Source organism: Variovorax sp. LARHSF232 (assembly GCF_052871435.1).
The window spans coordinates 31,904-55,498 of sequence record NZ_JBIXJS010000002.1 but is presented as its reverse complement, the minus strand read 5'-3'; the positions used below and the strand labels follow the sequence as shown (position 1 = coordinate 55,498).

The following is a 23,595-nucleotide window of genomic DNA, read 5'->3' as shown; positions in this document are numbered from 1 at the left end:
ATCTTGTACACAAGACAGGATGCTTGATCATGGTGCACGGGGCGAACCCACAGGACGAGGCGGCCGCCGGGGCTTCGGCCGACGCCGCCTGGATCACGCGCTTTGGCGCGCCGCTGCAGGGCGCTGGCGCGGGCGCGCTGGCGGGCCTGCTGTTCGCCGTCAAGGACAACATCGACGTGGCCGGCGCACCCACCACCGCCGCCTGCCCGGCCTTTGCCCGCACCGCGACGGCGCACGCGCATGTGGTGCAGCGGCTGCTCGACGCCGGTGCGGCCGTGCTGGGCAAGACCAATCTGGATCAATTCGCCTGTGGGCTGAACGGCACGCGCTCGCCTTATGGGGCGGTGCCCAACAGCTTCGATGCGCGTTACGTGTCGGGCGGCTCCAGCTCCGGCTCGGCGTATGTGGTGGCCACCGGCCAGGTCGACTTTGCCCTGGGCACGGACACGGCGGGCTCGGGGCGCGTGCCGGCCGGCCTCAACAACATCGTGGGACTCAAGCCCTCCAAGGGCCTCTTGAGCGCGCGCGGCGTGGTGCCGGCGGCGCAGAGCGTGGATTGCGTGTCCATCTTTGCGCGCAGCGTGCAGTTGGCTGTGCGCGTGCTGACGGCGGCCATCGATTTCGATGCGCAGGATCCGTATGCGCGTGCGCTGGTTCTGAAGTGCGAGCCACTGGCGCCGCGCTTTCGCTTCGGCGTGCCGTCGCAGCTGCAGTTCTTTGGCGATCTGGCCGCCGCGGCAGCTTTCGACGAGGCCGTCGCGCGCCTGCAGGCGCTGGGCGGCGCAGCGGTGCAGATCGACTACACGCCACTGGCCCAGGCCGCCGAGCTGCTCTACGACAGCGCGCTGGTGGCCGAGCGCTACGCCGCGGTGCGCGAGTTCTTCGATGCGCATGAGGACCAGGTGATGGAGCCGGTGCGCGGCATCCTGGCGAAGGGGCGCAGCTACAGCGCCGCCGACCTTGCCGACGCGCAGACACAGCTGCAGGCATTGGCGCAGCAGGCAGCGCCAATGTGGCGATCCATCGACGTGCTGCTGCTGCCCACCGCGCCCACGCACTACCGCATCGACGCGATGCAGGCCGACCCGGTGACGCTCAACCGCAACCTGGGCACTTATACGAACTTCGTCAACCTGCTGGGCTACGCGGCCCTCTCGGTGCCCAGCAGCCTGCGTCCCGATGGCCTGCCCTTCGGCATCACGCTGGTCGGGCCTTGCGGCAGCGACCTGCAGCTGGCCGAGCTTGGCCAGCGCTATCACCATGCCACAGGCCTCGCGCAGGGCGCCACCGGCGAGCCGCTGCCGCCGGCGATCGAACTGCCGGGGCTCGACAGGCCGGCGACGGTGAAGGTCGCGGTGGTGGGCGCGCACCTGTCGGGCATGCCGCTGAACTGGCAGCTTGCAGAGCGCGGCGCCGTGTTGGTGGAAAAAACGCAAACCGCCGCGCAATACCGCCTCTACGCCTTGCCCGCCACCCTGCCGCCCAAGCCGGGCCTGGTGCGCGTGCCGCCGGCAGAGGGCGCTGCCATCGCGGTGGAGGTGTGGGAGATGCCGCTGGCGCACTACGGCAGCTTCGTCGCGCTGATCCCGGCGCCGCTGGGCATCGGCAGCCTGCAGCTGGCCGACGGCAGCAGCGTGCAGGGCTTCGTCTGCGAGGCGCTGGCCGCGCAGGGCGCCACCGACATCACGCATCTGGGCGGCTGGCGCCGCTACATCGAATCGCGGCAGCTGCAAAGCGCGCCCTGAATCGGATCGTCCACCACCTCTTTTTTTGCAGGAGCTCTTCATGAAACGCAGCAGCAAGCCATCTTCCCCCGCTTCCAGTCAGCGCCGGCAGCTCTTGCAAGCCGGCGCGGCCGGCCTGGCCGCACTGGCGGCGCCGGCCATCGTGCGCGCCCAGGGCGCTACCAAGATCCGCGTGGGCTACTGGCCGATCGCCGCCGGCCTGCCCTTCTATGCGGCGGTGGAACAGGGCTTCTTCAAGGCCGCCGGCATCGAGGTCGAAGTGCAGCGCTACGCCGGTGCGCAGCAGATCATGGAAGCGATGCTGGCCGAGCGATGCGACGGCAGCGCCAACGGCACCGGCTCGGCCAACATCGCCATCGGCGAGATCGCTGCGCCGGGGTCCTTCAAGATTTTCTGCTCCAACCCGAGCAACGCGAAGAATGTGCTGGACCAGGTGCTGGTGCCCAGCGCCAGCAGCGCCAAGGTGATGGCCGACCTGAAGGGAAAGCGCGTCGCCTCGGGCCCCGGCATCCAGAACGTGACCCTGGCCAAGACGGTGCTCGAGCGCGGCGGCGCCACCGGCGCCACAGTGGTGGAGTTGCCCATCGGCCAGCACGTGGCGGCTCTCGCGGCCGGCCAGGTCGACGGCTGCTACACGCTGGAGCCCACCGGCACCATCGGCCGCCTGAATGGCAGCACGCGCGTGCTGGAAGCCGGCGTGATCGCCCGGTACGTGCTGGGCGATCCGATGGCGCCGTGGTTCGGCGGCTCGGCCTCGCTCACCTCGGCCTTCATCAGGAAGAACCCGGAGGCCGCCAAGAAATTCATCGGCGCCTATGCGCAGGGCGTGCAGCACGTGCGCAGCAAGCCGGCCGAAGCGCGCCAGTACCTCAAGGGCTACACCGCGATCGAGGGCCCGCTCACCGGCGAGGTGCCGCTGGCCGCCTACACGCTCTACAACGAGTTCACGCCGGCCGACGTGGCCCACTTCCAGAAGTTCTTCGACCTGTTCGCCGAGAAGGGCATCTTCTCCTCGCGGCTGATGGTCGATTCCATGCTCTACAAGGGATAAGGCGATGGCAGAGCCCGCATCCAGCGCCGCGCCCTGGCGCCCGCCTGCCGTCGGCGTGCAGGCCCCCGCCGTGCCGCGCCCCTCGCATTGGCTGAAGGCGCTGCCCTTCATCGGCCCGGTGCTGCTCTTCATCGCCTGGGACCTGGCGGTGCGGCTGGGCTTCATCAAGCCCATCCTGCTGCCGATGCCGGCCGACACCATCGCCACCCTGCTCACCGGCCTGGCCGGCGGGCCGCTGCTGGGCGACTTCGCCGTCACCGTGTGGCGCACCTTGCAGGCCTTCCTCATCGCAGCCTTGGTCGGCGTGCCGCTGGGCGTGCTCCTGGGCAGCAACGAGAAGGCCTATCGCAGCGTCGAGTTCCTGATCGACTTCTTCCGCTCCACGCCCTCGTCGGCGCTGATCCCGCTGTTCCTCATGATCTTCGGCGTGTCGGACGTCAACAAGGTGGCCATCGCCGCCTTCGGCGCTCTGCTCATCGTGGTGTTCAACAGCGCCTATGGCGTGATGAACGCGCGCAAGCAGCGGGTGATGGCGGCCAAGGTGATGGGCGCCTCGCGCTGGCAGATCTTCCGCGACGTGCTGGTGTGGGAAAGCCTGCAGCCCACCTTCGTCGGCCTGCGCTCGGCCGTCTCGATGGCGCTGGTGATCGTGATCGTGGCCGAGATGTTCATCGGCTCCGACTCCGGCCTGGGCCACCGCATCATCAACTCGCAGCAGGTGATGAACGTGAAGGACATGTACGCCTCGATCCTGGCGGCCGGGGCGCTGGGCTACCTGCTCAACATCCTCTTCCTCGTGCTGGAACGGCGCATCGTGCACTGGAGCGGACGCTGATGAGAAGCATCGACAACGTCATCAACGGCCCGGTCTATGCCGACGTGCCCAAGCCCGCCTTCGTGCCCGGCCCGGCCGGCACGCACATCACCATCCGCGGCCTCACCAAGTACTTCGCCGGCTGGCCGCTGTACGAGAACTTCGACCTCGACATTCCGAAGAACCGCATCGTCTCGGTGTTCGGGCCCAACGGCTGCGGCAAGTCGACGCTGATCAACATGATCGCCGGGTTGATCCCGATCGACGCGGGCGAGATCCTGTTCGACGGCAAGTCGCTCAAGGACAGCAAGATCGGCTACGTGTTCCAGAACTACCGCGAGGCGATGTTTCCGTGGATGCGCACCATCGACAACATCGCCTACCCGCTCAAGCTGGAAGGGCGCAGCAAGGCGCAGGTGGACCGGCGGATGGAAGAGCTGGTGGCGTCCTTCGACGTCAAGTTCGACCTCAAGCGCTATCCCTACGAACTGTCGGGCGGCCAGCAGCAGACCGCATCCATCATGCGAGCGCTGGCGCCCGAGCCCGAGGTGCTGTTCCTGGACGAGCCCTTCTCGGCACTCGATTTCGAGATGACGCTCTTCATCCGCGAGAAGCTGCAGGAAGTGTTCATGCAGACCGGCACCACGATGCTGCTGGTCTCGCACGACCTGGAGGAGGCGGTGTACCTGGCCGACCAGGTGCTGCTGCTGACCAAGCGGCCGACCCGCGTGGCGGAGATCCTGGCCTACAACGACGCCCGCCCGCGCACCGTGGAGACGCTGAGCGAGGCGAGCTTCGTCGCCGCCAAGAAGCGCAGCCTGGAAATCTTCCAGCGCGAAGTGCGCCGATGACGCCGCAGGAAGGAAGCGCCATGTCGCCCGAGCAGATCGAAGCCTACGTCGATGCCAGCGCCGTCGCGCTGGACCTGCAGCTGCGGCCCGAGCACCGGGCCGGGGTGCTGCGCTACTTTGCGTTGGCGGCGGAGATGGCTGCGCTGCTGGATTCGGTGCCGCTCGATCCGCATGTGGAGCCGGCGGTCAACTTCACGCCGCACGTGCCTGCGAGGTCGAAGCCATGAGCCCCCGCCGGGCCGCTCCCAAGGCGAATACCGCAGCCCGCAGGGCGGAGGTTGTCCAATGAGCGCGGCCAGCGAACTGCTCCTGAAGGACGCGGCCGCCATGGCCGACGCGGTGCGCAGGGGCGAGGTCAGCGCCAGCGCACTGGTGCAGGCCAGTCTGGCGCGCATCGAGGCCACCGACGGCAGGGTCAATGCCTTCACCGATCGCACTGGGCGGCGCGCCCTGCAGCGCGCCGCCGCGCTCGATGCACAACTGGCCGGCGGCGCTGCCGCGCCGACGCGCGCGCTGCCCCTGCTCGGCGTGCCCTTCGCCGTGAAGAACCTGTTCGACATCGAGGGCCTGCCGACACTGGCCGGCTCGAAGATCGAGCGCGAGAGCCCGCCGGCCCGGGCCGACGCTGCGCTGGTGCAGCGCCTGGAGGCCGCCGGCGCGGTGCTGGTGGGCGCGCTCAGCATGGACGAGTACGCCTACGGCTTCACCACCGAGAACAGCCATGTCGGCCCGGTGCGCAACCCGCACGACCTCGAACGCATTGCCGGCGGCTCCTCCGGCGGCTCCGGCGCGGCGGTGGCGGCGGGGCAGGTGCCTTTGACACTGGGCTCGGACACCAACGGCTCGATCCGCGTGCCGGCCTCGCTGTGCGGCGTTTTTGGCTTGAAGCCCACCTTCGGGCGCCTGCCGCGCAGCGGGACCTATCCCTTCGTGTCCAGCCTGGACCACCTGGGGCCCTTTGCCCGTTCGGTGCGCGACCTGGCGCTGGCTTATGACGCGATGCAGGGGCCGGAGACGGGGCGGCTGCGCGACCCGGGTTGTGCGCAGCGCGTGGCGGAGCCAGTCACGCCACTGATGAACCAAGGCGCGCAGGGATTGCGCATCGGCGTGCTGGGCGGCTTCTTTCGCACCCGCGCCGTACCCGAGGCACTGGCGGCGGTCGACCGCGCCGCCGCCGCGCTGGGCGCTGGCGAGACGGTGGAACTGCCGATGGTGCAGGCCGGTCGCGCGGCCGCCTTCCTCATCACCAATTCGGAAGGAGCGGCGCTGCATCTGCAAGACCTTCGCACCCGGCCGCAGGACTTCGAGCCACTGTCGCGCGACCGGTTCCTGGCTGGCACGCTGCTGCCGGCCGCCTGGATCGCCCGCGCCCAGCGGGTGCGCCGGCTCTATGCGGAAGGCGTGGCGCGCGTGTTCGAGCGCTTCGACATCCTGCTGGCACCGGCCACGCCGTGCGCCGCCACGCCGATCGGCCGCGAATGGTTCGAGATCAACGGCCAGCGCTTGCCGGTGCGGCCCAACATGGGCGTGCTGACGCAGCCCATCTCCTGCATCGGCTTGCCGGTGTGCGCGGTGCCGGTGTGGGGCGGCGAGGCGGGCGCCGCGCCGCTGCCGATCGGCGTGCAGGTGATCGCCGCGCCCTGGCGCGAAGACCTGGTGCTGCGCGTGGCAGCCGCGCTGGAAGCAGCCGGCGTGGCCTGTTCGCCGGTGGCGCAACTTGGAGACCCATCGTGATCGATCCCGGCAAGGACATCGACATTCCCGAGGTGCTGGCCGAGGTCACGGCCGCCTTCGCGCGCTACGAGGATGCGCTGGTCGACAACAAGGTCGAGGTGCTCGATGCGCTGTTCTGGCCAAGCCCGCTGACCTTGCGCTACGGCGCCGGCGAGAACCTGTACGGCTACGACGCCATCCAGGCTTTTCGTGCCGCGCGGCCGGCCCAAGGGCTGGCGCGCGCGGTGCTGCGCACCGTCATCACCACCTACGGCCGCGACTTCGCCCACACCGCCATCGAGTTTCGCCGCATCGGCAGCACGCGCGATGGCCGCCAGACCCAGACCTGGGCGCGCACCGCGCAAGGTTGGCGCGTGGTGGCGGCGCACGTGAGCCTGCTGGGCTGAATCCGCACCGCCTTGATGCGCGAAGGCGATCGAGCGGGCCTCCTTTCACCGGCACGCTTTATGCATCCAGACTTGTATCCAAGATCGTCAGCCACCTTCTTCAGGAGAGCCCCATGCAGATGAAAGTCAATCGTCGCGATTCCATGAAGTCCCTGGCCGCACTCGGCGCGGCCGGCACCCTCGGCGGCTGGAGCACGCTGGCGCAGGCACAGGCCAAGCCGATCACCGTGGGCGTGATCTACGTCGGCCCGCGTGACGACTACGGCTACAACCAGGCGCACGCCATGGCCGCGGCCGAGATGAAGAAGCTGCCGGGCGTCAAGCTGGTCGAGGAAGAGAACGTGCCCGAGACCGCGGCCGTGCAGAAGACCATGACCGGCATGATCTCGCAGGACGGCGCCAAGCTGCTCTTCCCCACCTCCTTCGGCTACTTCGATCCGCACATCCTGGCGCTGGCGCCGAAGAACCCCGACGTGCGCTTCGCCCACTGCGGCGGCCTCTGGTCCGAAGGCAAGCCCAAGAACGCGGGCAGCTTCTTCGGCTACATCGACGAGTGCCAGTACCTCAACGGCGTGATCGCCGGGCACATGAGCAAATCCAAGAAGATCGGCTTCATCGCGGCCAAGCCGATCCCGCAGGTGCTGCGCAACATCAACGCCTTCACGCTGGGCGCGCGCTCGGTGGACCCGTCCATCACCTGCGCCGCCATCTTCACCGGCGACTGGTCGATGCCGGTGAAGGAGGCCGAGGCCACCAACAGCCTGGCCGATCAGGGCGTGGACGTGTTCACCATGCACGTGGACGGCCCCAAGGTGATCGTCGAGACGGCGGCCAAGCGCGGCAAGATGGTCTGCGGCTACCACGCCAGCCAGGCCAAGCTGGCGCCCAACGCCTACCTCACCGGTGCCGAGTGGAACTGGATCACCGCCTACAAGGCCATCCTGGAAGCGGCGCAAACCGGCAAGCCGCATCCCAACTTCCTGCGCGGCGGCCTGAAGGAGGGCTTCGTGAAGATGTCCGCCTACGGCCCGATGGTGCCGGAGGCCGCGAAGAAGCAGGCCGAGGACATCAAGGCCAAGATGATCGCGGGCAGCTTCGACATCTTCAAGGGTGGGCTGAAGGACAACAAGGGCGTGGTGGTGGTGCCCGTGGGCAAGTCGTTCAAGCAGACCGACGTCGAGCTCGAGAAGATGAACTACCTGGTCGAAGGCGTCGCAGGGGCGCTCTGAACCCATGCCCGCCGCACTTCGCGAATTCACGCTGCCAACGGCAGCCATTGCAGCGGCGCTGCTGCTGTTTGGCCTGCTGGTCTCCTTCGCCGGCGTCAATCCGCTGGACGTGTGGTTCATCCTGTTCAAGGGCGCGTTCGGCGACTGGTTCTCCTGGCAGAACACGCTGCAGCGGGCGGCGCCGCTGATGCTCACCGCCCTGTGCGTGGCCATTCCGGCGCGCGCCGGGCTGGTGGTGATCGGCGGCGAAGGCGCGCTGGTGCTGGGTGGCCTGGCTTGCGCGGCGGCGGCGCATGCGGTGCCACTGCCCTTCAACATGTTCGGCAGCCTGATCGCCTGCATCGCCGGCGCCATCGTTGGCGCCGCCTGGATCGCGCTGGCCGGCTGGCTGCGCCAGTACCGCGGCATCAACGAGACCATCAGCAGCCTGCTGCTGGCCTACATCGCCATCGGCATCTTCAAGCACCTGGTGGAAGGCATGCTGCGCGACCCCGCCAGCCTGAACAAGCCATCGACGCACTCCTTGGACGCGGGCCTCCTGATCGGCGGCATTGCGGGCTCCGACGTGCACTGGGGCCTGGTGATCGGCGTCGTCGCCTGCATCGCGCTGGGCTTCTGGCTGCGCGCCACGCCATCGGGCTTCTCGGTGCGGGTGGTGGGCGGCAATCCGCGTGCCGCGCAACTGGTGGGCCTGCCGGCTAGCAGGCTCATCATCGGCGCCTGCGCCATCGGCGGCGCCTGTGCCGGCGTGGCGGGCGCGGTGGAGGTGGCGGCGGTGCACACCAACGCCAATGCCTCGCTGATCGCCGGCTACGGCTACGCGGGCATCCTGGTGGCCTTCATCGCACGCCACAACCCCTTCGCGATCATTCCGGTGGCGATTCTCTTCGGCGGCTTCGGCGCAGCGGGGAGCATGCTGCAGCGGCGGCTCGGGCTGCCCGATGCGTCGGTGTTGGTGCTGCAGGGCATTGCATTCGTGCTGATCCTGGCGAGCGAAGGGCTGCGCATGGTGGACTGGAAGCGCGTCACGGCGCGCCGCTTGCGTTTGCGCATGCCTGAGAAAGCACCCACGTGAGCGCCGATCAGTGGATCGCGCTCTTTGCGGGCATCGTCGGTGGCGCGCTGCGCGTCGGCGCTCCCTTCCTCTTCGTCAGCCTCGGCGAATGCCTCACCGAGAAATCGGGCCGCATCAACCTGGGCCTGGAAGGCGTGCTGGTGCTGTCGGCCATGGCCTCCTTCGGCGGCGCCTATCTCACGGGTTCGCCCTGGCTGGGCGTGCTGATCGGCGCCAGCGCGGGCGCGCTGCTGGCGCTGCTGCACGGCCTTCTGTGCTCGCTCGACCGCGTCAACGACGTGGCCACCGGCATCGCGCTGATGCTGCTGGGCACGGGCCTGGCCTTCTACCTGGGCAAGCCACTGATCCAGCCGCAGGCGCCGCAGATTCCGGCCATTCCACTGGGCGACTGGAGCAGCAATGCGGCGGTGCGCGCCGCGCTGCAAGTCAATGCGCTGGTTCCCATCGGCATCGCGCTGGCGCTGCTGCTGTGGTGGGGCTTCGCGCGCACCCGCGCCGGCTTGCTGGTGCGCCTGGCCGGCGATTCCGCCAGCGCGGCGCGGGCCCTGGGCTATTCCGTGTCCGGCATCCGAATCGCAGCGACCACGGCGGGCGGCTTCATCGCCGGGCTGGGTGGCGCGTCGCTCACGCTTTTCTATCCGGGCAGCTGGAACGAGGGCATCTCCAGCGGCCAGGGGCTGATCGCGGTGGCGCTGGTGATCTTCGCGCGCTGGAGCCCGTTGCGCTGCGTCGGTGCGGCGCTGCTCTTCGGCGGCGCGGGCGCCATCGGGCCGGCACTGCAGTCGGTGGGCATCGGCTGGGGCTATCACCTCTTCAACACGGTGCCCTATGTGCTGACCCTGGTGATCCTCTACCTGAGCTGCAAGCCCGGCAGCGTTGCAGCCGGCAGCCCCGGCGAGCTTTCTTCCGCAAGATGACCATGACCGAACGCCATGTCGCCGCCGATCCCTATCCCTGGCCCTACAACGGGCAGCTGCGGCCCGACAACACGGCGCTGGTCGTGATCGACATGCAGACCGACTTCTGCGGCAAGGGCGGCTATGTCGACGTGATGGGCTACGACCTGTCGCTGACGCAGGCGCCGATCGAGCCGATCGGCCGCACGCTGGCCAGCCTGCGCGCGCTGGGCTTTCACGTCATCCACACGCGCGAGGGCCATCGGCCCGACTTGGCCGACCTGCCGGCCAACAAGCGCTGGCGCTCGCGTCGCATCGGCGCCGAGGGCGTGGGCATCGGCGATCTCGGTCCCTGCGGGCGCATCCTGGTGCGCGGCGAGCCGGGCTGGGAAATCATCCCGGCGCTGGCGCCGCTGCCGCAGGAAGTGGTGATCGACAAGCCCGGCAAGGGCGCCTTCTACGCCACCGACCTCGAACTCGTGCTGCGTACCCGCGGCATCGAGAACCTGATCCTCACCGGCATCACCACCGACGTGTGCGTGCACACCACCTTGCGCGACGCCAATGACCGCGGTTTCGAATGCCTGCTGCTGTCGGACTGCACCGCCGCCACAGACCCCGGCAACCACCTGGCGGCACTGAAGATGATCACCATGCAGGGCGGCGTGTTCGGCGCGCACGCCACCTCCAGGGCACTGCTCGAAGCACTGCACGCGCGGGGTACCCACGCATGATCGCGCCGCTCGACCCTTCTCCGCGTGCCAGCGGTGCCCTGGCGCTCGACACCTTCGAGCTGACCAAGCGCTTCGGCAATTTCACCGCCATGGACCACGTGACCATGCGCGTCGAGCCCGGCAGCGTGCATGCGCTGCTGGGCGAGAACGGCGCGGGCAAGAGCACGCTGGTGAAATGCGTGGCCGGCTTCCAGGTGGCGGAAGAGGGCAGCATCCTCGTCGACGGGCGCGAGCAGGACATCGCCAACCCGATCGTCGCGCGCCAGCTGGGCATCGGCATGGTCTACCAGCACTTCACGCTGGCGCCAGGCATGACGGTGGCCGAGAACCTGCTGCTGGCCGGCGGCCAGACGCCGGCGGTGATCGACTGGAAGCAAAAGCGCGCCGAGCTCGCGGAATTTCTGGCCACCACGCCCTTCACGCTGGACCTGGACGCGCGCCCCTCGGAACTGGCCGCCGGCGAAAAGCAGAAGCTGGAACTGCTCAAGCAGCTGTACCTGAAGCCGCGCCTGCTGATCCTGGACGAGCCGACCTCGGTGCTGACGCCGCAAGAGGCCGACGAGGTGCTGGGTCATGTGCGCGAGTTCGCCAAAAGCGGCCGGTGCACGGTGCTCCTCATCACGCACAAGTTTCGCGAGGTGATGGCCTATGCCGACGCCGTCACCGTTCTGCGCCGGGGCAAGGGGGTGCAGCACTGCAGCGTGGCCAGCACGCAGCCGGCGCAACTGGCTGCTGCCATGATGGGCGTGGCTGCCAATTCCGACGCCGTCTCGGCCGAGGTGGCAGCCGAGACGGCACCGGCTGCCGTGCGCGCCGCGTTGGCGGCGCCGGTTGCCGCCGCTGCTCCCGTCGCCCTGGAGGTCGTCAATCTGCGTGCGCAGGGCGACCGCGGCACGCTGGCGGTGCACGAGCTCAACCTGCAGGTGCGCGCCGGCGAAATCCTCGGCGTGGCCGGCGTGTCGGGCAACGGCCAGCGCGAGCTGGTCGAGGCCCTGGTCGGTCAGCGCGCGCGCCTGGGCGGCAGCGTGCGCGTCAACGGCCAGCCTTACAACGCGCGGCGCGAAGAGAACCGTCGCCTGAAAGTGCGCAGCTTGCCGGAGGAGCCCCTGCGCAATGCCTGCGTGGCCGAGCTCAGCGTGGCCGAGAACATGGCGCTGCGCGACTTCGACGAAGCGCCGCTGGCCAGGCGCGGCGTGCTGAACTTTCCGGCCTGGCGCAGCCGGGCGCGCGCGTGGATCAAGGAATACGGTGTCAAGACCCAGGGCGAAGATGCGCCCATCCGCAGCCTGTCGGGCGGCAACGTGCAGCGCGCGGTGCTGGCGCGCGAACTGGCCGGCGAAATCTCGGTGCTGATCGCGGCCAACCCGGTGTTCGGCCTGGACTTTGCGGCGGTCGCCGAGATCCATGCCCGCATCGTCGACGTGCGCGCCCGCGGCGGCGCGGTGCTGCTCATCAGCGAAGACCTGGACGAACTGCTCGCGCTGGCCGACCGCATCGTGGTGATGAGCGAAGGCCGCATCGTCTTCGAGGCGCCGGCCGCCAGCGCCGAGCGCCATGTGCTGGGCGCCCACATGGGCGGCGGGCACCATCATCCACAACGCGCCGCCTGAGGTTTCCATGACGATGAAGCTGCTGCACGTCGACGCCCAGCCTTTCGCCTTCGACTTCGAGGTGCATCGCACGGCGCTGGTCATCATCGACATGCAGCGCGACTTCATCGAACCGGGTGGCTTTGGCGAAAGCCTTGGCAACGACGTGGGCCGGCTGGGCGCCATCGTGCCGGCCTGCCGGGCCGTGCTGGCCGCCTGGCGCCAGGCCGGCGGCCTGGTGGTGCACACGCGCGAGGCGCATCGGCCCGACCTGGCCGATTGCCCGCCGGCCAAGCGCAACCGTGGCAACCCCGCCTTGCGCATCGGCGACGAAGGGCCGATGGGCCGCATCCTTGTTGCCGGCGAGCCGGGCAACCAGATCATCGATGCGCTCAAGCCCGCCGCCCTGGAAATCGTCATCGACAAGCCCGGCAAGGGCGCCTTCTATGCCACGCCGCTGCAGGCCCGGCTGCAGGAGCGGGCCGTGCGCAAGCTCGTCTTCATGGGCGTGACCACCGAGGTGTGCGTGCAGACCAGCATGCGCGAAGCCAACGACCGCGGCTACGACTGCCTGCTGCTGGAAGACTGCACCGAAAGCTACTTCCCGCAGTTCAAGTCCGCGACCCTGGACATGGTGCGCGCCCAGGGCGGCATCGTGGGCTGGACGACGCCCAGCGGCAACTTGTTGGCGGCGCTGGGCAAAGCCTAAGATCTGCTTGTCGTGTCCATCGTCCGTCCCTCTTCTTCCAGTTCCGCCGCCTCGGCTGCAGGCGAGGCCGCGGTGTTCCGCACGCGCGCCGACGAGGTCTATGCGCAGCTCAAGCGCGACGTCGCGGAGTTTCGGCTGGTGCCAGGCGACCGCTTCACCGAGAACGAGATCAGCGAACGCCTGGGTGTTTCGCGCACGCCGGTGCGCCAGGCGCTGATCCGTCTTCAGCAGGAAGGCTTTGTCGAAGTGCTGTTTCGCAGCGGCTGGCGCGTGCTGCCTTTCGACTTCGACCAGTTCGAGCAGCTCTACGACCTGCGCATGGTGCTGGAGACCACGGCGGTGCACCGCTTGTGCGAGAGCGGGCAGCGGGTCGACCGCGACTTGCTGGCTTCGCTGGCCGCCATCTGGGGGGTGCCGCCCGCGCAACGCAGCAGCGACCCGGTGCAGGTGGCGCAATGGGACGAGGAATTCCATTGCGCGCTGGTGGCCGCCGCCGGCAACCAAGAGATGGCGCGCATCCACCGCGACGTGACCGAACGCATCCGCATCATTCGCCGGCTCGACTTCACCATGCAGCGGCGCATCGACGCCACCTACGACGAGCACGCCAAGATCCTCAAGGCCATCCGCGCCAACCGCGGGGACCAGGCCGCCATGCTCTTGCGCGCCCACATCGAGACCAGCCAGGCGGAGGTGCGCAAGATCACCCTGCACCAGATGCACATGGCGCGGCATTCGACTTCATGAGGACTTCAAGCCACCCAGTCCCCTGGTCGCGAAGGCCTAGCCCGCGTAGCCGGCCAGCCGCGGCAGGTACAGCACCACGTCCGGCAGCAGCGTGACCGCGGCCAGTGCGCCGATCATCACCAGCAGGTAGGGCATGACCTCGCGCACCAGCTCGCTCAGCGAAACGTCGGCGATCTTCGACATCATGAACAGCAGCAGCCCGTAGGGCGGCGTGACCAGCCCGATCATGATGTTGAGCACCGCCATCACGCCGAAGTGCACCGGATCGACGCCGAGTGCCGTCGCCGTGGGCAGCAGCACCGGCAGGATCACCAGGATGATGGTGGAGCCCTCCAGGAAGCAGCCCAGCAGCAGCAGGATCAGGTTGACCACCAGCAGGAAGCCCAGTGGCGACATGTCGATGCCCTTGAGCATCCCGCTGACGCTGGCGGGAATGTTCTCCGCCGTGATCACGAAGTTGAAGACCAGCGCGCCCGCGATCAGCATGCCGATGGAGATGCTCAGGCGTGCGCTGGTCATCAGCGAGTCGTAGATGTCGCGCCAGCCGAGGCTGCGGTAGAGCACCACCGAAATGAACAGGGCATAGGCCGCTGCCAGGCCCGCCGCTTCGGTCGGGGTGGTGATGCCGGTGTAAAGGCAACCCAGCAAGATGACCGGCAGCATCAGCGCCGGGAAGGCCTCGCGCGTGATGCGCGGCATGTCGGCAAGCGGCACCTTCTCCTCGATGGGGAAGCCCCGCCGTTTCGCCTGGAAGTAGATCAGCGCCATCTGCACCGCGCCAAGCAGCAGGCCCGGCACCACGCCGGCGATGAAGAGATAGCCGATGGAGGTGCCCGACACCAGGGCATAGAGCACCAGCGGGATCGATGGCGGCAGCACCGGGCCGATGACCGAGGAGACGGCCGAGAGCGCGGCGGCGAAGGCGGGCGGGTACTTTCCGCCGCGCGTCATCATCGACTGCATCAGCTTGCCGGAACCGGCCGCGTCGGCCAGCGCCGAGCCCGACATGCTGGCGAACACGATGCTCTGCAGCACGTTCACCTGCGCCAGCCCGCCGGGAAAGCGCCCGACGATGGCGTTGCAAAAGCGCAGCAGCCGGTCCAGCACGGTGCCGCTGCTCATGAAGGTGGCCGCCAGGATGAACAGCGGGATGGCCAGCAGCAGGAAGCTGTTGTAGGTGCCGTTGAGCAGTTGCTCGGCGGCCGCGCCCATGTCCATGCCCTTGAGGTACAGGTACAGCACGGAGCCGCCGATCATGGCTTGGCCGACGGGCACGCCGAACAGGCTGAGGCCGACGATGGCCGCGAGGGCCAGCGAGAAGGGACTGGTGAAATTCATGAAGAGGCCGAGCCGGAAGACGCGGAAGGCTTGCCGCGCAGCAGCAGGACCAGGTTCCAGAAATGGCGGCCGATCACTGCCACCGAGAAGAGGATGTAGATCGAGAAGAGGACGTCGAAGCGCACATGCAGGTACGAAGTCTTCTCCACCTTCATGAAGCGCACGTACTCGTAGGCTGCCGGCAGCGACATGCCGAACAGCACGACGATGCCGATGGCGCCCAGCACCTGTATCGCCGCGCCGGCGCGCGGCCCCAGCAGTTGCGCCAGCAGGTCGATGCGGATCTCTTCATCGTCTTTCAGCACGAAGGCTGCGCCCCAGAGCACCAGCCAGAGCCAGCAGATGACGGACAGTTCCGCCGTCCAGCCCACGGGCCAGTCGAACACGTAGCGCAGGGCGATCTGCAGGATGAAGGCGACAAAGATGACCGCCAGCAGGGCGGCTGCGACGCCGTCGGCCAGGCGTCGCAAAAAGGAGCGTGCAAGCATGCGGGCGTCAAGCCTCACTTCATCGCGTTGATCTTGTCCAGCATGCCGGGCGGCCAGGCCTTGGCATCGTCCGAGGCCAGGTAGACCTTCTGCGCGTGCTCGCGGAAGGCCGCGATGTTCGGCGTGTACACCTCCAGGCCCGCCCGCTTGAAGCCTTCGGCCAGTTCCGCCTCTTTCTTGAGGTGCTCGGCGGTGCTCCAGGCGATGGCCTTGTCGGCCGCGGCCTGGAAAGCCTGCTGCTTGGCCGGCGACATGGCGCGCCAGGTCTTCAGGTTGACGGTGAGCAGGTCATAGCCCACCAGATGCGAGGTCAGCACGATCTGCGACATCACCTCATTGAACTTCATGTTCTGAACGTTGGGCAGCGGGTTGTCCTGCCCGTCCACCGTGCCGGTCTGCAGCGCGGTGTAGGTCTCGGCGTAGGCCACCGGCGTCGGGTTGGCGCCCAGCGAGCGGCCCAGCAGTTGCCAGGCCTCGCCGGCGGGCATGCGCAGCTTCACGCCGGCCAGGTCCGCCGGCACGTTGATCTTCTTCTTCGGTTTCAGGCCAACCTGGCGTGTGCCGAAGAAGGTGGGGCCCAGGATCTTCACCTTGACCTCGTCCTCGACCATCTTCTTCATCTGCGCGCCCAGGTCGCTGGCGAAGAACTTCGCCAGGTGGTTGGCGTCGCGGAACAGGTAGGCGGATGTCAGCAGCGACCAGGCCGGCAGTTGCTTGGCGATGTCCTGCGGGCCGATGTTGCCCATCTCCAGGTTGTCGCGCTGCAGGGCGACCAGCTCGGTGCCCTGGCGGAACAAGGTCGAGTTGAGGAACAGCTCCACCTTGTAGTCGGCCTCGATGTCCTTGGCGAACATCTTCATCATGTCGGCCCGGATGTCCTTGTCCGAGAACACGGCGGCAAAGCGCAGCGTGGGCTGCTGGGCCCATGCGGGCGCCGCTGACGTGGCGGCGAGCGCGGCGCCTGCAAGCAGGGCCGAGCGGCGATTGATGCGATGGTTCATGTCGATGGTCTCCTCGTTGTTGAATCGTTGTCAGGCCGCGCCGTCGGATGCAGCGGCCATCTGCCGTGCGACCGCCCGGATCGCCAGCTCGTAGCCGTAGGGGCCGAAGCCGCAGATCACGCCGGTGGCGGCCAGCGACACCAGCGACTGCTGGTAGAGCGCGTCCCGGCGATGGATGTTGGTGATGTGGACCTCGGCGATCGGCTTTTCGAGCGTCTTGAGCGCATCCAGGAGTGGAATCGAGCGGAAGGACAGGCCAGCCGGGTTGATGACCACCGCCGCGCCCCGTTCGCGCGCCTCCTGCACCCAGTCCACCAGATGGCCTTCGTGGTTGGACTGGCGGAACTCGCAGGCCAGGCCGAGTTCGCCGGCCACCTGGCGGCACAGTTGTTCGACCTGGGCCAGGGTCGTGCTGCCGTACAGGTGCGGCTCGCGCACGCCAAGCAGGTTCAGGTTGGGGCCGTTGAGGATGAAGATGCTGTCTTTCATGGACGACGATTCTTGAGTCGCCTTGTGAAAAGCTTTCCAAATTGGAAACGCGTTTCTTGATGCAAAATCGTCGCCTCATGAGCCTTGCACTGGATCGCGGGCTGTCGCTGCTGGAGCACCTCGCCGGCCACCCGGACGGCTTGCCCCTGGCGCTGATGGCTTCCGAACTCGACATTCCCCTCGGCGCCTGCCACCGCCTGCTGGCCGAATTGCAGCGGCGCGGCTACGTGCGCCAGGCGCGCCGGCAGGGTGACTACCTCCTCACCACGAAGCTGGCCTCGCTCGGGCTGGGTTACCTCAGCAGCGCGGGCACCGTCGACATTGCCCAGCCGCTGCTGCAGCGGCTGGCGCAGAAGTCCGGCGAGCTGGTGCGCTTTTCCATCGTCGACGAGGACCGGCTGACCTGGGTCGCCAAGGCGCAGGGCACTGGCGGCCAGGGCCTGCGCTACGACCCCGACATGGGCATGGATGCGCGCCTGTCCTGCACCGCGTCCGGCCACGCCTGGCTGCTCACCATGAGCGACGAGCGGGCGCTGGAACTGGTCACGCGCCAGGGCTTCGGCACCCCGGCCGAATACGGGCCCGACGCGCCGACCACCGTGCAGGATCTGCTGGGCTTCCTTCACGCCGCGCGGGTGCAGGGCTACGCCATGATCGACCAGGTGTTCGCGCCGGGCATGAGCGCCATTGCCGCGCCCGTGATGCGGCGCCGGGAGGCCATCGGCGTCATCAGCATCGCCGGCCCGCGCGCACGGCTGAGCGTGGCGCGGATGCGCGAACTGGCACCGGTGCTGCTGGCCGCCGCCGCCGAACTCGGCCCGCTGTGCAACGCCTCCAGCCTGTTCGGCCGGCCGCCGCTGGGCAAGGGGTGAGGCCGCCGAGCTGCGCTTGCCGCAGACTTTGCGAGCGTTCAGGCGGGCACAAAGCTTCCGTGCAAGCCGAGTGGCAAGGCATGGGGCAGTGTTGCCTGCGCTACCGGACCGGCGGCCAGCTGATCGGCCGCAAAGCAGGACAGTACCGTCCTGCGCTGCGCCAGGTCCAGCGCGGTTCCCAGGATCCAGCCCGGCCCCTTGCCGTCCGGCACGAAGACATGTTCTTCCACCATCGCCTGCTTGCCGTAGACAAAGCGCTGGGAACGCCCCGTCTCGACGTTGGTGTGCGCGATGGCGCAAAAGCCCGGCCGTCCGTCCGCCAGTTGCGTCGCATGCACCACGCTGCGATGGCGCAAGCCGACGCGGCGCGGATCGATGCGCGGAAACTCGGCTTCCAGCGCGAGCACCTCCTGCGTGGCCTGGCCCGTGGCGAGGTTCAAAGTGGCGACGGCCAGGTGCGGCTCGGCGCTGACCACGCGGCGCCCGCGCATCAGCTCGCGGTTGGTGGTGAAGACCGAGCTGGCATTGTCCGAGCGCACATAGTCGATGTGGATTTGCGTGCCGCCCGACACCTGCGTCTCCTCCCAGGCGTTGCCCACATGGAAGAGGAAGCCGGCCGGCAGCTGGAAGGACTGGCGCTTGCTCCAGTCCTTCTTGTCGATCACCAGGGCCCGCATGCCCAGTTCCGGCCGCCACACATGCGCGTCGAGAAAGCTGGCGCCGGCCTGCTTGCGCGCTTTGTCGTAGACCAGCGGCGGCATCAGGAAGACCAGGTGCCGCGTCGTCACGGCAAAGTCGTGAACCATCGGCAGCTCGGCCACAGGCACCACGGCGGCGCGGCGCAACGGGCCTTCCGGCGCAATCTCGTAGAGCGCCAGCAGGCTCTGGCTGGCGCTCACGCCGAAGTTCCAGACCGTGCCGTCCGGGTCCACCTTCGGGTGGGCCGAGAAGGGCATGCCGTCGAGATCGGCGTGCCAGCGCTTGACGCCGAGCGTCTCCAGCGTCCGCGCGTCCAGGCGCGTGGCCGACCCGCCTTCCCACAGGGCCAGCACTTCGCCCTGCTGCACCAGCAGCACGCTGGTGTTCGCCACGTTCATGCTGTCGGCCGAGGTGGGCGGGCTGGCGTCCGGCGGCACGGTGCCAAAGGCCTCCGTCAGCCGCCGCCCGGCGCGCAGCTCGGCCACGCGCTTGGGCGTGGCGACATAGCGCCCCTGGTGGCGCACCTGCGTGCCTTCGATCACGAAGCGCTGCACCATGCCGTCGCCGTCGAACCAGTGGTGATAACGCTCGCCGCCCAGGTCGTGCCCGGCGGGACCGATGCGGTAGAGCGTGCCGGCCAGCGCATCGGGAAAGCGGCCGTGCACCGTGGCCGGCGTGAGCGGCAGGTCGCTCGGCGGGGTGGCGAAGCCCAGTTTCCACGGCGCGGTGGAGGCTTCAAAGTCGGCCTGCCAAGTGTCGAGCTCGGCCGCCTGGGTGGTGAAAGGAGCAAGAAGTGGCGTGGCGCCAGCCGATGCCAGCAGGCGCAGGAGATCGCGTCTTTGCATGGCCGGTCCTTCAGCGCAGGTGGATGACGACGGCCTGCAAGGAATCGGCCTTCACCTGGAAGGCGGCGGCATCGAAACCCGGCGCCGCGAGATTGCCGACGGCATCGTTGGAAAAGCCGTAGCGCTCGGTCGGCATGCCCATCAGGTTGGTGTCGAGCTTGCCGTTGCCGTTTTCGTCCGCGAACACGCGCAGCGCGTAGCGGCCGGGCGCCAGGCCGGAGAAGGCGAGCTTGGCATTGCCGGCCGGCATCGGCGCGGTTTGCGCGGCCAGCTTCTTGTCGGCGGCGTAGCTGTCGGCGTTGTCGTACAGCGCGACATAGAGCGTGGCCGGCTTCGCGGGTCCGTCGACGACGCTCAGCTGCAGATCGGCGCCCAATGCCACGAGCGGGGCGAAGAGCAGGGCGGCAGCGCCCAGTGCGCGCGCGCCGGGGCGGCGGGCCGGGGGAGGGGAGAAGTTCATGCGGGGCTCCTGACCAAAGAAGGAACCCCGACGATCGTGCTGGCGCCGGCCACCAGCCAGCACATTGCGACGAAGTGCGGGAATCGCGGCGCCAAGTGCCGCAGGAACGTCAGAGCGCGAAGTCGTAGTCCACCGTGATCGGCGCGTGGTCGCTGAACTTGATGGTCTTGAAGATCTCTTCGCTGCGCGCCAGCTGCGCGATGGCCGGCGTGGCCAGGTGGTAGTCCAGCCGCCAGCCCACGTTCTTCGCGTAGGCCTGCCCGCGGTTGCTCCACCAGGTGTAGGCCTCGCCGGTGGTCTCGGGCTTGAGCATGCGGTACACGTCCACCAGGCCGGCGCCCTCGGTGCCGGCGTCCAGCAGGCGGGTCATCCAGGCGCGCTCCTCGGGCAGGAAGCCGCTGTTCTTCAGGTTGCCCTTCCAGTTCTTCAGGTCGATCTCCTGGTGCGCGATGTTGATGTCGCCGCACAGCACGAACTCGCGCTCGCGCTTCAGGGCGGTGAGGTGCGGGAAGAAGCCGGCCAGGAAGCGGAACTTGGCTGCCTGCCGCTCCTCGCCCGAGGAGCCGCTGGGAAAGTAGCAGCTGATCACCGAGAACTTGCGCGAGGGCGTGTCGAAGCGCAATTCGAGATACCGGCCCTCGGCGTCGAACTCCCTGTCGCCCCAGCCCACCACGATGTCGCTGGGCAGGTGCTTGGTGTAGATCGCGGTGCCGGCGTAGCCTTTCTTCTGCGCGAAGTGGAAGTGCCCCTTGAGGCCCGCCATTTCTTCGAAGCGGCCCTCGATGTCGCTGGCCTGGACGCGGATTTCCTGCATGCAAATACAATCCGGCGCCAGTTCCGCGACCCAGTCGGCGACGCCCTTGGTGGTGGCGGAGCGCAAGCCGTTGAGGTTGAGGCTGGTGAGTTTGAACAAGGAAGGGTCCCCGATGGCTTTGAACGATGTGAAAAAGGAAGAAGGCTCGATCGCGCAGCAGTTCGTGCAGTTCGCGCTGGATTCGGGGGTGCTGCGCTTCGGCCAGTTCAAGACCAAGGCCGGCCGCATGAGCCCCTACTTCTTCAATGCGGGCCTGTTCGACGATGGCGCCAAGCTCGCACGGCTGGCCGAATTCTATGCAGACCGCTTGATCGCCAGCGGCCTCGAGTTCGACATGATCTTCGGGCCGGCCTACAAGGGCATCCCGCTGGGCGCCACCGTCGCGGCCGAACTGGCGCGGCGCGGACGCAACATTCCTTTTGCCTACAACCGCAAGGAAGCCAAGGACCATGGCGAGGGCGGCACGCTGGTCGGCGCGCAGCTCAAGGGCCGGGTGCTGATCGTCGATGACGTGATGTCCGCAGGCACCGCTGTCAGAGAGTCGATCGCCGCGATTCGCGCTGCCGGCGCCACGCCGCATGCGGTGGCGATCGCACTGGACCGGCAGGAAAAAGCAACGGAGAACGGCGTCGACGTCGACCACAGCGCGGTGCAGTACGTGCGCAAGCAACTGGGCATGCAGGTTGTCGCGATTGCCACCTTGGACGACTTGCTTCAGTATCTGAACAGCCGGGCGGATGACGCCCTGCAAGAGCACAAGGAAGCCGTCTTGGCGTACCGGGCCCGCTATGGGGCGGCCTGAAGCTTGCGAGCCTTGTTCGACATCAAACACAACAACTGACCGTCCGAGGTGTTGCCGGTGCACCAGTCCATGTTTCTTGCAGTTGCCAGCCTTGTGCTGCTGTCCTGGGCCTGCGGCGTGCAAGCCCAGCAGCAGCCATCACAGCGCAGCGGCGATGCCGCTGCCGGCGTCGGCATCTACAGCTGCGTCGACGCGCGTGGCCGCACCATCACCGCGGACCGGCCCATTGCCGACTGCAGCGATCGCGAGCAGCGCGAGCTCAACCCGAGCGGCACCGTCAAGCGCAAGGTCGACCCGACCTTCACGGCGCGCGAGCAGGCCGAGCGCGAAGAGCGCGAGCGCCAGGCGCAGCAGGCGCAGTTGCGGGCCCAGGAAGAGCGCCGGCGCGAGCGGGCGCTGCTGATCCGCTACCCGACCCCGGCCGCCCACGAGCGCGAGCGGACCGAGGCGCTGGCCCAGATCGACGCGGTGATCCAGGCCGCGAAGAAGCGCCTGTCCGAACTGGCGGTGGACCGCAAGAAGGTCGACGAGGAGCTGGAGTTCTATTCCAAGGACATCGCCAAGGCGCCCAGTTCGCTGCGCCGCCAGCTCGACGACATCCAGCAAAGCGTGGCGGTGCAAAACCGCTTCATCGGCGACCAGGAAGACGAGAAGCGGCGCGTCAACGCGCGCTTCGACGAGGAAAAGGTACGCCTGTCCAGGCTGTGGCCGCCCTCGGCCACGGCTTCCGGCGTTAGCCCAACCGGGACTTCAGCAAAGCGTTGACCTGGGCCGGGTTGGCCTTGCCGGCGCTGGCCTTCATGACCTGGCCGACCAGGGCGTTGAAGGCCTTGTCCTTGCCGGCGCGGTATTCGTCGATGTTCTTCTGGTTCTTGGCCAGCACCTCGTCGACGATCGCTTCCAGGGCGCCGCTGTCGTTCATCTGCTTGAGGCCCTTGGCCTCGATGACGGTGTCCACTTCCTGGCCCTCGCCGCCCCACAGCGCATCGAAGACCTGGCGCGCGGCGTTGTTCGACACCGTGCCGTCGGCAATGCGGCCGATCAGCTGGGCCAGCTGCTTCGCGCTGACCGGCGCGGCTTCGATGCCGATTTCCTGTGCGTTCAGGCGCCGCGCGATCTCGCCGGTAATCCAGTTGCTGGCCAGTTTGGGCGCTGCGCCGGCCGCCACCGCTTCGTCGAAATAGCGCGCCAGCGCCACGCTTTGCGTGAGCTGCGTGGCGTCGTAGGCCGACAGGCCGTGCGTCTGCTGGTAGCGCTCGGCCATCGCGCGTGGCAGCTCGGGCATGGCGGCGCGCACGCGCTCGATCCAGTCGCTCGAGATGGCCAGCGGCGGCAGGTCCGGGTCGGGGAAGTAGCGGTAGTCGGCCGCGTCCTCCTTGGTGCGCATGGCGCGCGTCTCGCCGGTGTCGGGGTCGAACAGCACGGTGGCCTGCTCTACGCGCGAGCCGTCTTCCAGCTGCTCGATCTGCCAGCGGATCTCGTAGTCGATCGCCTGCTGCATGAACCGGAAGCTGTTCAGGTTCTTGATCTCGCGGCGCGTGCCCAGCGGCTGGCCGGGCCTGCGCACCGACACGTTGGCGTCGCAGCGGAAGGAGCCCTCTTGCATGTTGCCGTCGCAGATGCCGATCCAGGTCACGATCTTGTGCAGCTCCTTGGCGTAGGCCACGGCCTCGGCCGTGGAGCGCATGTCCGGCTCGGTCACGATTTCCAGCAAGGGCGTGCCGGCGCGGTTGAGGTCGATGCCCGACTGGCCGACGAAGTTCTCGTGCAGCGACTTGCCGGCGTCTTCTTCCAGGTGCGCGCGCACCAGGCGCACGGTCTTCTGCTCTTCGCCCAGGTAGAAGGACACCGTGCCGCCTTGCACCACCGGGATCTCGTACTGGCTGATCTGGTAGCCCTTGGGCAGGTCGGGATAAAAGTAGTTCTTGCGCGCAAAAACGCTGCGCGGCGCGATGGTGCTGCCCAGTGCCAGCCCGAGCCGGATGGCGCGCTCGACGGCGCCCTTGTTCATCACCGGCAAGGTGCCCGGCAGCGCCAGGTCGACCGCGCAGGCTTGCGTGTTGGGCTCGGCGCCGAAGGCGGTGGACGCGCGGCTGAAGATCTTGCTGGCGGTAGACAGCTGCGCGTGGGTCTCGAAGCCGATGATGACTTCGTAGCCTTGCACCAGCGGGCCGGTGGGGCGGCCCTGCTGCTGCTGTTCGAAGGGGTTTGCTGCGGTTTCGCTCAT

Annotated in this window: 25 protein-coding genes; 17 read left to right on the top strand and 8 right to left on the bottom strand. The window is 68.2% G+C overall.

Going from position 1 to position 23,595, the window contains the following annotated elements; genetic code table 11:
- Positions 1-29 precede the first annotated feature (29 nt).
- From atzF to ACIPRI_RS05620, 14 genes are all read left to right on the top strand, one after another.
- Positions 30-1,745, top strand: a complete 1,716-nt coding sequence (atzF, locus tag ACIPRI_RS05685; RefSeq protein WP_446620446.1) for an allophanate hydrolase — start codon at positions 30-32, stop codon at positions 1,743-1,745.
- Positions 1,746-1,785: 40 nt separating this feature from the next.
- The gene (locus tag ACIPRI_RS05680) at positions 1,786-2,796 is read left to right on the top strand and encodes an ABC transporter substrate-binding protein (protein WP_446620445.1); all 1,011 of its coding nucleotides are present in this window, start codon (positions 1,786-1,788) and stop codon (positions 2,794-2,796) included.
- Positions 2,797-2,800: 4 nt separating this feature from the next.
- Positions 2,801-3,631 carry an ABC transporter permease gene (locus tag ACIPRI_RS05675; RefSeq protein WP_446620444.1) on the top strand — a complete coding sequence of 277 codons (831 nt, stop codon included), beginning with the start codon at positions 2,801-2,803 and terminating at the stop codon, positions 3,629-3,631.
- Between the two features lie 8 nt (positions 3,632-3,639).
- Complete coding sequence (locus ACIPRI_RS05670; RefSeq protein ID WP_446621054.1) at positions 3,640-4,461, top strand: ABC transporter ATP-binding protein; 822 nt, start codon at positions 3,640-3,642, stop codon at positions 4,459-4,461.
- Positions 4,462-4,481: 20 nt separating this feature from the next.
- Entirely contained in the window at positions 4,482-4,688 is a 207-nt protein-coding gene (locus ACIPRI_RS05665) for a DUF4089 domain-containing protein (protein ID WP_446620443.1), read from the top strand.
- 58 nt (positions 4,689-4,746) lie between these two features.
- Entirely contained in the window at positions 4,747-6,195 is a 1,449-nt protein-coding gene (locus tag ACIPRI_RS05660) for an AtzE family amidohydrolase (RefSeq protein WP_446620442.1), read from the top strand.
- The gene (gene hpxZ, locus ACIPRI_RS05655) at positions 6,192-6,581 is read left to right on the top strand and encodes an oxalurate catabolism protein HpxZ (protein WP_446620441.1); all 390 of its coding nucleotides are present in this window, start codon (positions 6,192-6,194) and stop codon (positions 6,579-6,581) included. Before ACIPRI_RS05660 ends, hpxZ begins: the two co-directional genes overlap by 4 nt.
- A 113-nt stretch (positions 6,582-6,694) precedes the next feature.
- Positions 6,695-7,810, top strand: a complete 1,116-nt coding sequence (locus ACIPRI_RS05650) for a BMP family ABC transporter substrate-binding protein (protein WP_446620440.1) — start codon at positions 6,695-6,697, stop codon at positions 7,808-7,810.
- Positions 7,811-7,814: 4 nt separating this feature from the next.
- Positions 7,815-8,885, top strand: a complete 1,071-nt coding sequence (locus tag ACIPRI_RS05645) for an ABC transporter permease (protein ID WP_446620439.1) — start codon at positions 7,815-7,817, stop codon at positions 8,883-8,885.
- Positions 8,882-9,802: an ABC transporter permease gene (locus ACIPRI_RS05640; protein WP_446620438.1), complete on the top strand. Its 921-nt coding sequence runs from the start codon at positions 8,882-8,884 to the stop codon at positions 9,800-9,802. The genes ACIPRI_RS05645 and ACIPRI_RS05640 overlap by 4 nt, the downstream gene beginning before the upstream one ends.
- A complete protein-coding gene (biuH, locus tag ACIPRI_RS05635) occupies positions 9,799-10,515 on the top strand; it encodes a biuret amidohydrolase (RefSeq protein WP_446620437.1) in 717 nt (238 codons plus the stop codon). Before ACIPRI_RS05640 ends, biuH begins: the two co-directional genes overlap by 4 nt.
- Complete coding sequence (locus tag ACIPRI_RS05630; protein WP_446620436.1) at positions 10,512-12,125, top strand: ABC transporter ATP-binding protein; 1,614 nt, start codon at positions 10,512-10,514, stop codon at positions 12,123-12,125. Before biuH ends, ACIPRI_RS05630 begins: the two co-directional genes overlap by 4 nt.
- Positions 12,126-12,132: 7 nt before the next feature.
- Positions 12,133-12,813 carry a cysteine hydrolase family protein gene (locus ACIPRI_RS05625; protein WP_446620435.1) on the top strand — a complete coding sequence of 227 codons (681 nt, stop codon included), beginning with the start codon at positions 12,133-12,135 and terminating at the stop codon, positions 12,811-12,813.
- Positions 12,814-12,825: 12 nt separating this feature from the next.
- Complete coding sequence (locus ACIPRI_RS05620) at positions 12,826-13,560, top strand: GntR family transcriptional regulator (RefSeq protein ID WP_446620434.1); 735 nt, start codon at positions 12,826-12,828, stop codon at positions 13,558-13,560.
- A 36-nt stretch (positions 13,561-13,596) separates the two neighbouring features.
- On the opposite strand, the gene ACIPRI_RS05615 is transcribed toward ACIPRI_RS05620, so the two are convergent.
- Genes ACIPRI_RS05615 through ACIPRI_RS05600 form a run of 4 tightly spaced genes read right to left on the bottom strand, consistent with a single transcriptional unit; the run spans position 13,597 to position 16,876 of the window.
- A complete protein-coding gene (locus ACIPRI_RS05615) occupies positions 13,597-14,898 on the bottom strand; it encodes a TRAP transporter large permease (RefSeq protein WP_446620433.1) in 1,302 nt (433 codons plus the stop codon).
- On the bottom strand, positions 14,895-15,386 hold the full coding sequence (locus tag ACIPRI_RS05610) for a TRAP transporter small permease (protein WP_446620432.1): 492 nt from the start codon (positions 15,384-15,386) through the stop codon (positions 14,895-14,897). The genes ACIPRI_RS05615 and ACIPRI_RS05610 overlap by 4 nt, the downstream gene beginning before the upstream one ends.
- A 14-nt stretch (positions 15,387-15,400) precedes the next feature.
- Positions 15,401-16,387, bottom strand: a complete 987-nt coding sequence (gene dctP / locus ACIPRI_RS05605; protein WP_446620431.1) for a TRAP transporter substrate-binding protein DctP — start codon at positions 16,385-16,387, stop codon at positions 15,401-15,403.
- A 30-nt stretch (positions 16,388-16,417) separates the two neighbouring features.
- On the bottom strand, positions 16,418-16,876 hold the full coding sequence (locus ACIPRI_RS05600) for a type II 3-dehydroquinate dehydratase (RefSeq protein ID WP_446620430.1): 459 nt from the start codon (positions 16,874-16,876) through the stop codon (positions 16,418-16,420).
- 77 nt (positions 16,877-16,953) lie between these two features.
- Between ACIPRI_RS05600 and ACIPRI_RS05595 the strand changes: the two genes are divergently transcribed.
- The gene (locus ACIPRI_RS05595; protein ID WP_446620429.1) at positions 16,954-17,748 is read left to right on the top strand and encodes an IclR family transcriptional regulator; all 795 of its coding nucleotides are present in this window, start codon (positions 16,954-16,956) and stop codon (positions 17,746-17,748) included.
- Positions 17,749-17,786: 38 nt separating this feature from the next.
- Here the strand turns inward: ACIPRI_RS05595 and ACIPRI_RS05590 are convergent, their stop codons facing one another.
- From ACIPRI_RS05590 to ACIPRI_RS05580, 3 genes are all read right to left on the bottom strand, one after another.
- On the bottom strand, positions 17,787-19,292 hold the full coding sequence (locus ACIPRI_RS05590; RefSeq protein WP_446620428.1) for a carotenoid oxygenase family protein: 1,506 nt from the start codon (positions 19,290-19,292) through the stop codon (positions 17,787-17,789).
- A 10-nt stretch (positions 19,293-19,302) separates the two neighbouring features.
- The gene (locus tag ACIPRI_RS05585) at positions 19,303-19,752 is read right to left on the bottom strand and encodes a DUF2141 domain-containing protein (RefSeq protein WP_446620427.1); all 450 of its coding nucleotides are present in this window, start codon (positions 19,750-19,752) and stop codon (positions 19,303-19,305) included.
- 109 nt (positions 19,753-19,861) lie between these two features.
- Positions 19,862-20,665 carry an exodeoxyribonuclease III gene (locus ACIPRI_RS05580; protein ID WP_446620426.1) on the bottom strand — a complete coding sequence of 268 codons (804 nt, stop codon included), beginning with the start codon at positions 20,663-20,665 and terminating at the stop codon, positions 19,862-19,864.
- Between the two features lie 13 nt (positions 20,666-20,678).
- Between ACIPRI_RS05580 and pyrE the strand changes: the two genes are divergently transcribed.
- Together pyrE and ACIPRI_RS05570 are read left to right on the top strand one after the other, a co-directional pair.
- A complete protein-coding gene (gene pyrE, locus ACIPRI_RS05575; protein ID WP_446620425.1) occupies positions 20,679-21,368 on the top strand; it encodes an orotate phosphoribosyltransferase in 690 nt (229 codons plus the stop codon).
- Positions 21,369-21,437: 69 nt separating this feature from the next.
- Positions 21,438-22,133: a DUF4124 domain-containing protein gene (locus tag ACIPRI_RS05570; protein ID WP_446620424.1), complete on the top strand. Its 696-nt coding sequence runs from the start codon at positions 21,438-21,440 to the stop codon at positions 22,131-22,133.
- Here ACIPRI_RS05570 and gatB read toward each other — a convergent pair.
- A complete protein-coding gene (gatB, locus tag ACIPRI_RS05565) occupies positions 22,102-23,595 on the bottom strand; it encodes an Asp-tRNA(Asn)/Glu-tRNA(Gln) amidotransferase subunit GatB (RefSeq protein WP_446620423.1) in 1,494 nt (497 codons plus the stop codon). The genes ACIPRI_RS05570 and gatB overlap by 32 nt on opposite strands.

Excerpts from the sequence above, each read along its gene's own strand:
- atzF (WP_446620446.1), top strand. The coding sequence starts at position 30 with ATGGTGCACGGGGCGAACCCACAGGACGAGGCGGCCGCCGGGGCTTCG.
- ACIPRI_RS05680 (WP_446620445.1), top strand. The coding sequence starts at position 1,786 with ATGAAACGCAGCAGCAAGCCATCTTCCCCCGCTTCCAGTCAGCGCCGG.
- ACIPRI_RS05675 (WP_446620444.1), top strand. The coding sequence starts at position 2,801 with ATGGCAGAGCCCGCATCCAGCGCCGCGCCCTGGCGCCCGCCTGCCGTC.
- ACIPRI_RS05665 (WP_446620443.1), top strand. The coding sequence starts at position 4,482 with ATGTCGCCCGAGCAGATCGAAGCCTACGTCGATGCCAGCGCCGTCGCG.
- ACIPRI_RS05660 (WP_446620442.1), top strand. The coding sequence starts at position 4,747 with ATGAGCGCGGCCAGCGAACTGCTCCTGAAGGACGCGGCCGCCATGGCC.
- ACIPRI_RS05650 (WP_446620440.1), top strand. The coding sequence starts at position 6,695 with ATGCAGATGAAAGTCAATCGTCGCGATTCCATGAAGTCCCTGGCCGCA.
- ACIPRI_RS05645 (WP_446620439.1), top strand. The coding sequence starts at position 7,815 with ATGCCCGCCGCACTTCGCGAATTCACGCTGCCAACGGCAGCCATTGCA.
- biuH (WP_446620437.1), top strand. The coding sequence starts at position 9,799 with ATGACCATGACCGAACGCCATGTCGCCGCCGATCCCTATCCCTGGCCC.
- ACIPRI_RS05630 (WP_446620436.1), top strand. The coding sequence starts at position 10,512 with ATGATCGCGCCGCTCGACCCTTCTCCGCGTGCCAGCGGTGCCCTGGCG.
- ACIPRI_RS05625 (WP_446620435.1), top strand. The coding sequence starts at position 12,133 with ATGACGATGAAGCTGCTGCACGTCGACGCCCAGCCTTTCGCCTTCGAC.
- ACIPRI_RS05615 (WP_446620433.1), bottom strand. The coding sequence starts at position 14,898 with ATGAATTTCACCAGTCCCTTCTCGCTGGCCCTCGCGGCCATCGTCGGC.
- ACIPRI_RS05610 (WP_446620432.1), bottom strand. The coding sequence starts at position 15,386 with ATGCTTGCACGCTCCTTTTTGCGACGCCTGGCCGACGGCGTCGCAGCC.
- dctP (WP_446620431.1), bottom strand. The coding sequence starts at position 16,387 with ATGAACCATCGCATCAATCGCCGCTCGGCCCTGCTTGCAGGCGCCGCG.
- ACIPRI_RS05600 (WP_446620430.1), bottom strand. The coding sequence starts at position 16,876 with ATGAAAGACAGCATCTTCATCCTCAACGGCCCCAACCTGAACCTGCTT.
- ACIPRI_RS05595 (WP_446620429.1), top strand. The coding sequence starts at position 16,954 with ATGAGCCTTGCACTGGATCGCGGGCTGTCGCTGCTGGAGCACCTCGCC.
- ACIPRI_RS05590 (WP_446620428.1), bottom strand. The coding sequence starts at position 19,292 with ATGCAAAGACGCGATCTCCTGCGCCTGCTGGCATCGGCTGGCGCCACG.
- ACIPRI_RS05585 (WP_446620427.1), bottom strand. The coding sequence starts at position 19,752 with ATGAACTTCTCCCCTCCCCCGGCCCGCCGCCCCGGCGCGCGCGCACTG.
- pyrE (WP_446620425.1), top strand. The coding sequence starts at position 20,679 with ATGGCTTTGAACGATGTGAAAAAGGAAGAAGGCTCGATCGCGCAGCAG.
- ACIPRI_RS05570 (WP_446620424.1), top strand. The coding sequence starts at position 21,438 with ATGTTTCTTGCAGTTGCCAGCCTTGTGCTGCTGTCCTGGGCCTGCGGC.
- gatB (WP_446620423.1), bottom strand. The coding sequence starts at position 23,595 with ATGAGCGAAACCGCAGCAAACCCCTTCGAACAGCAGCAGCAGGGCCGC.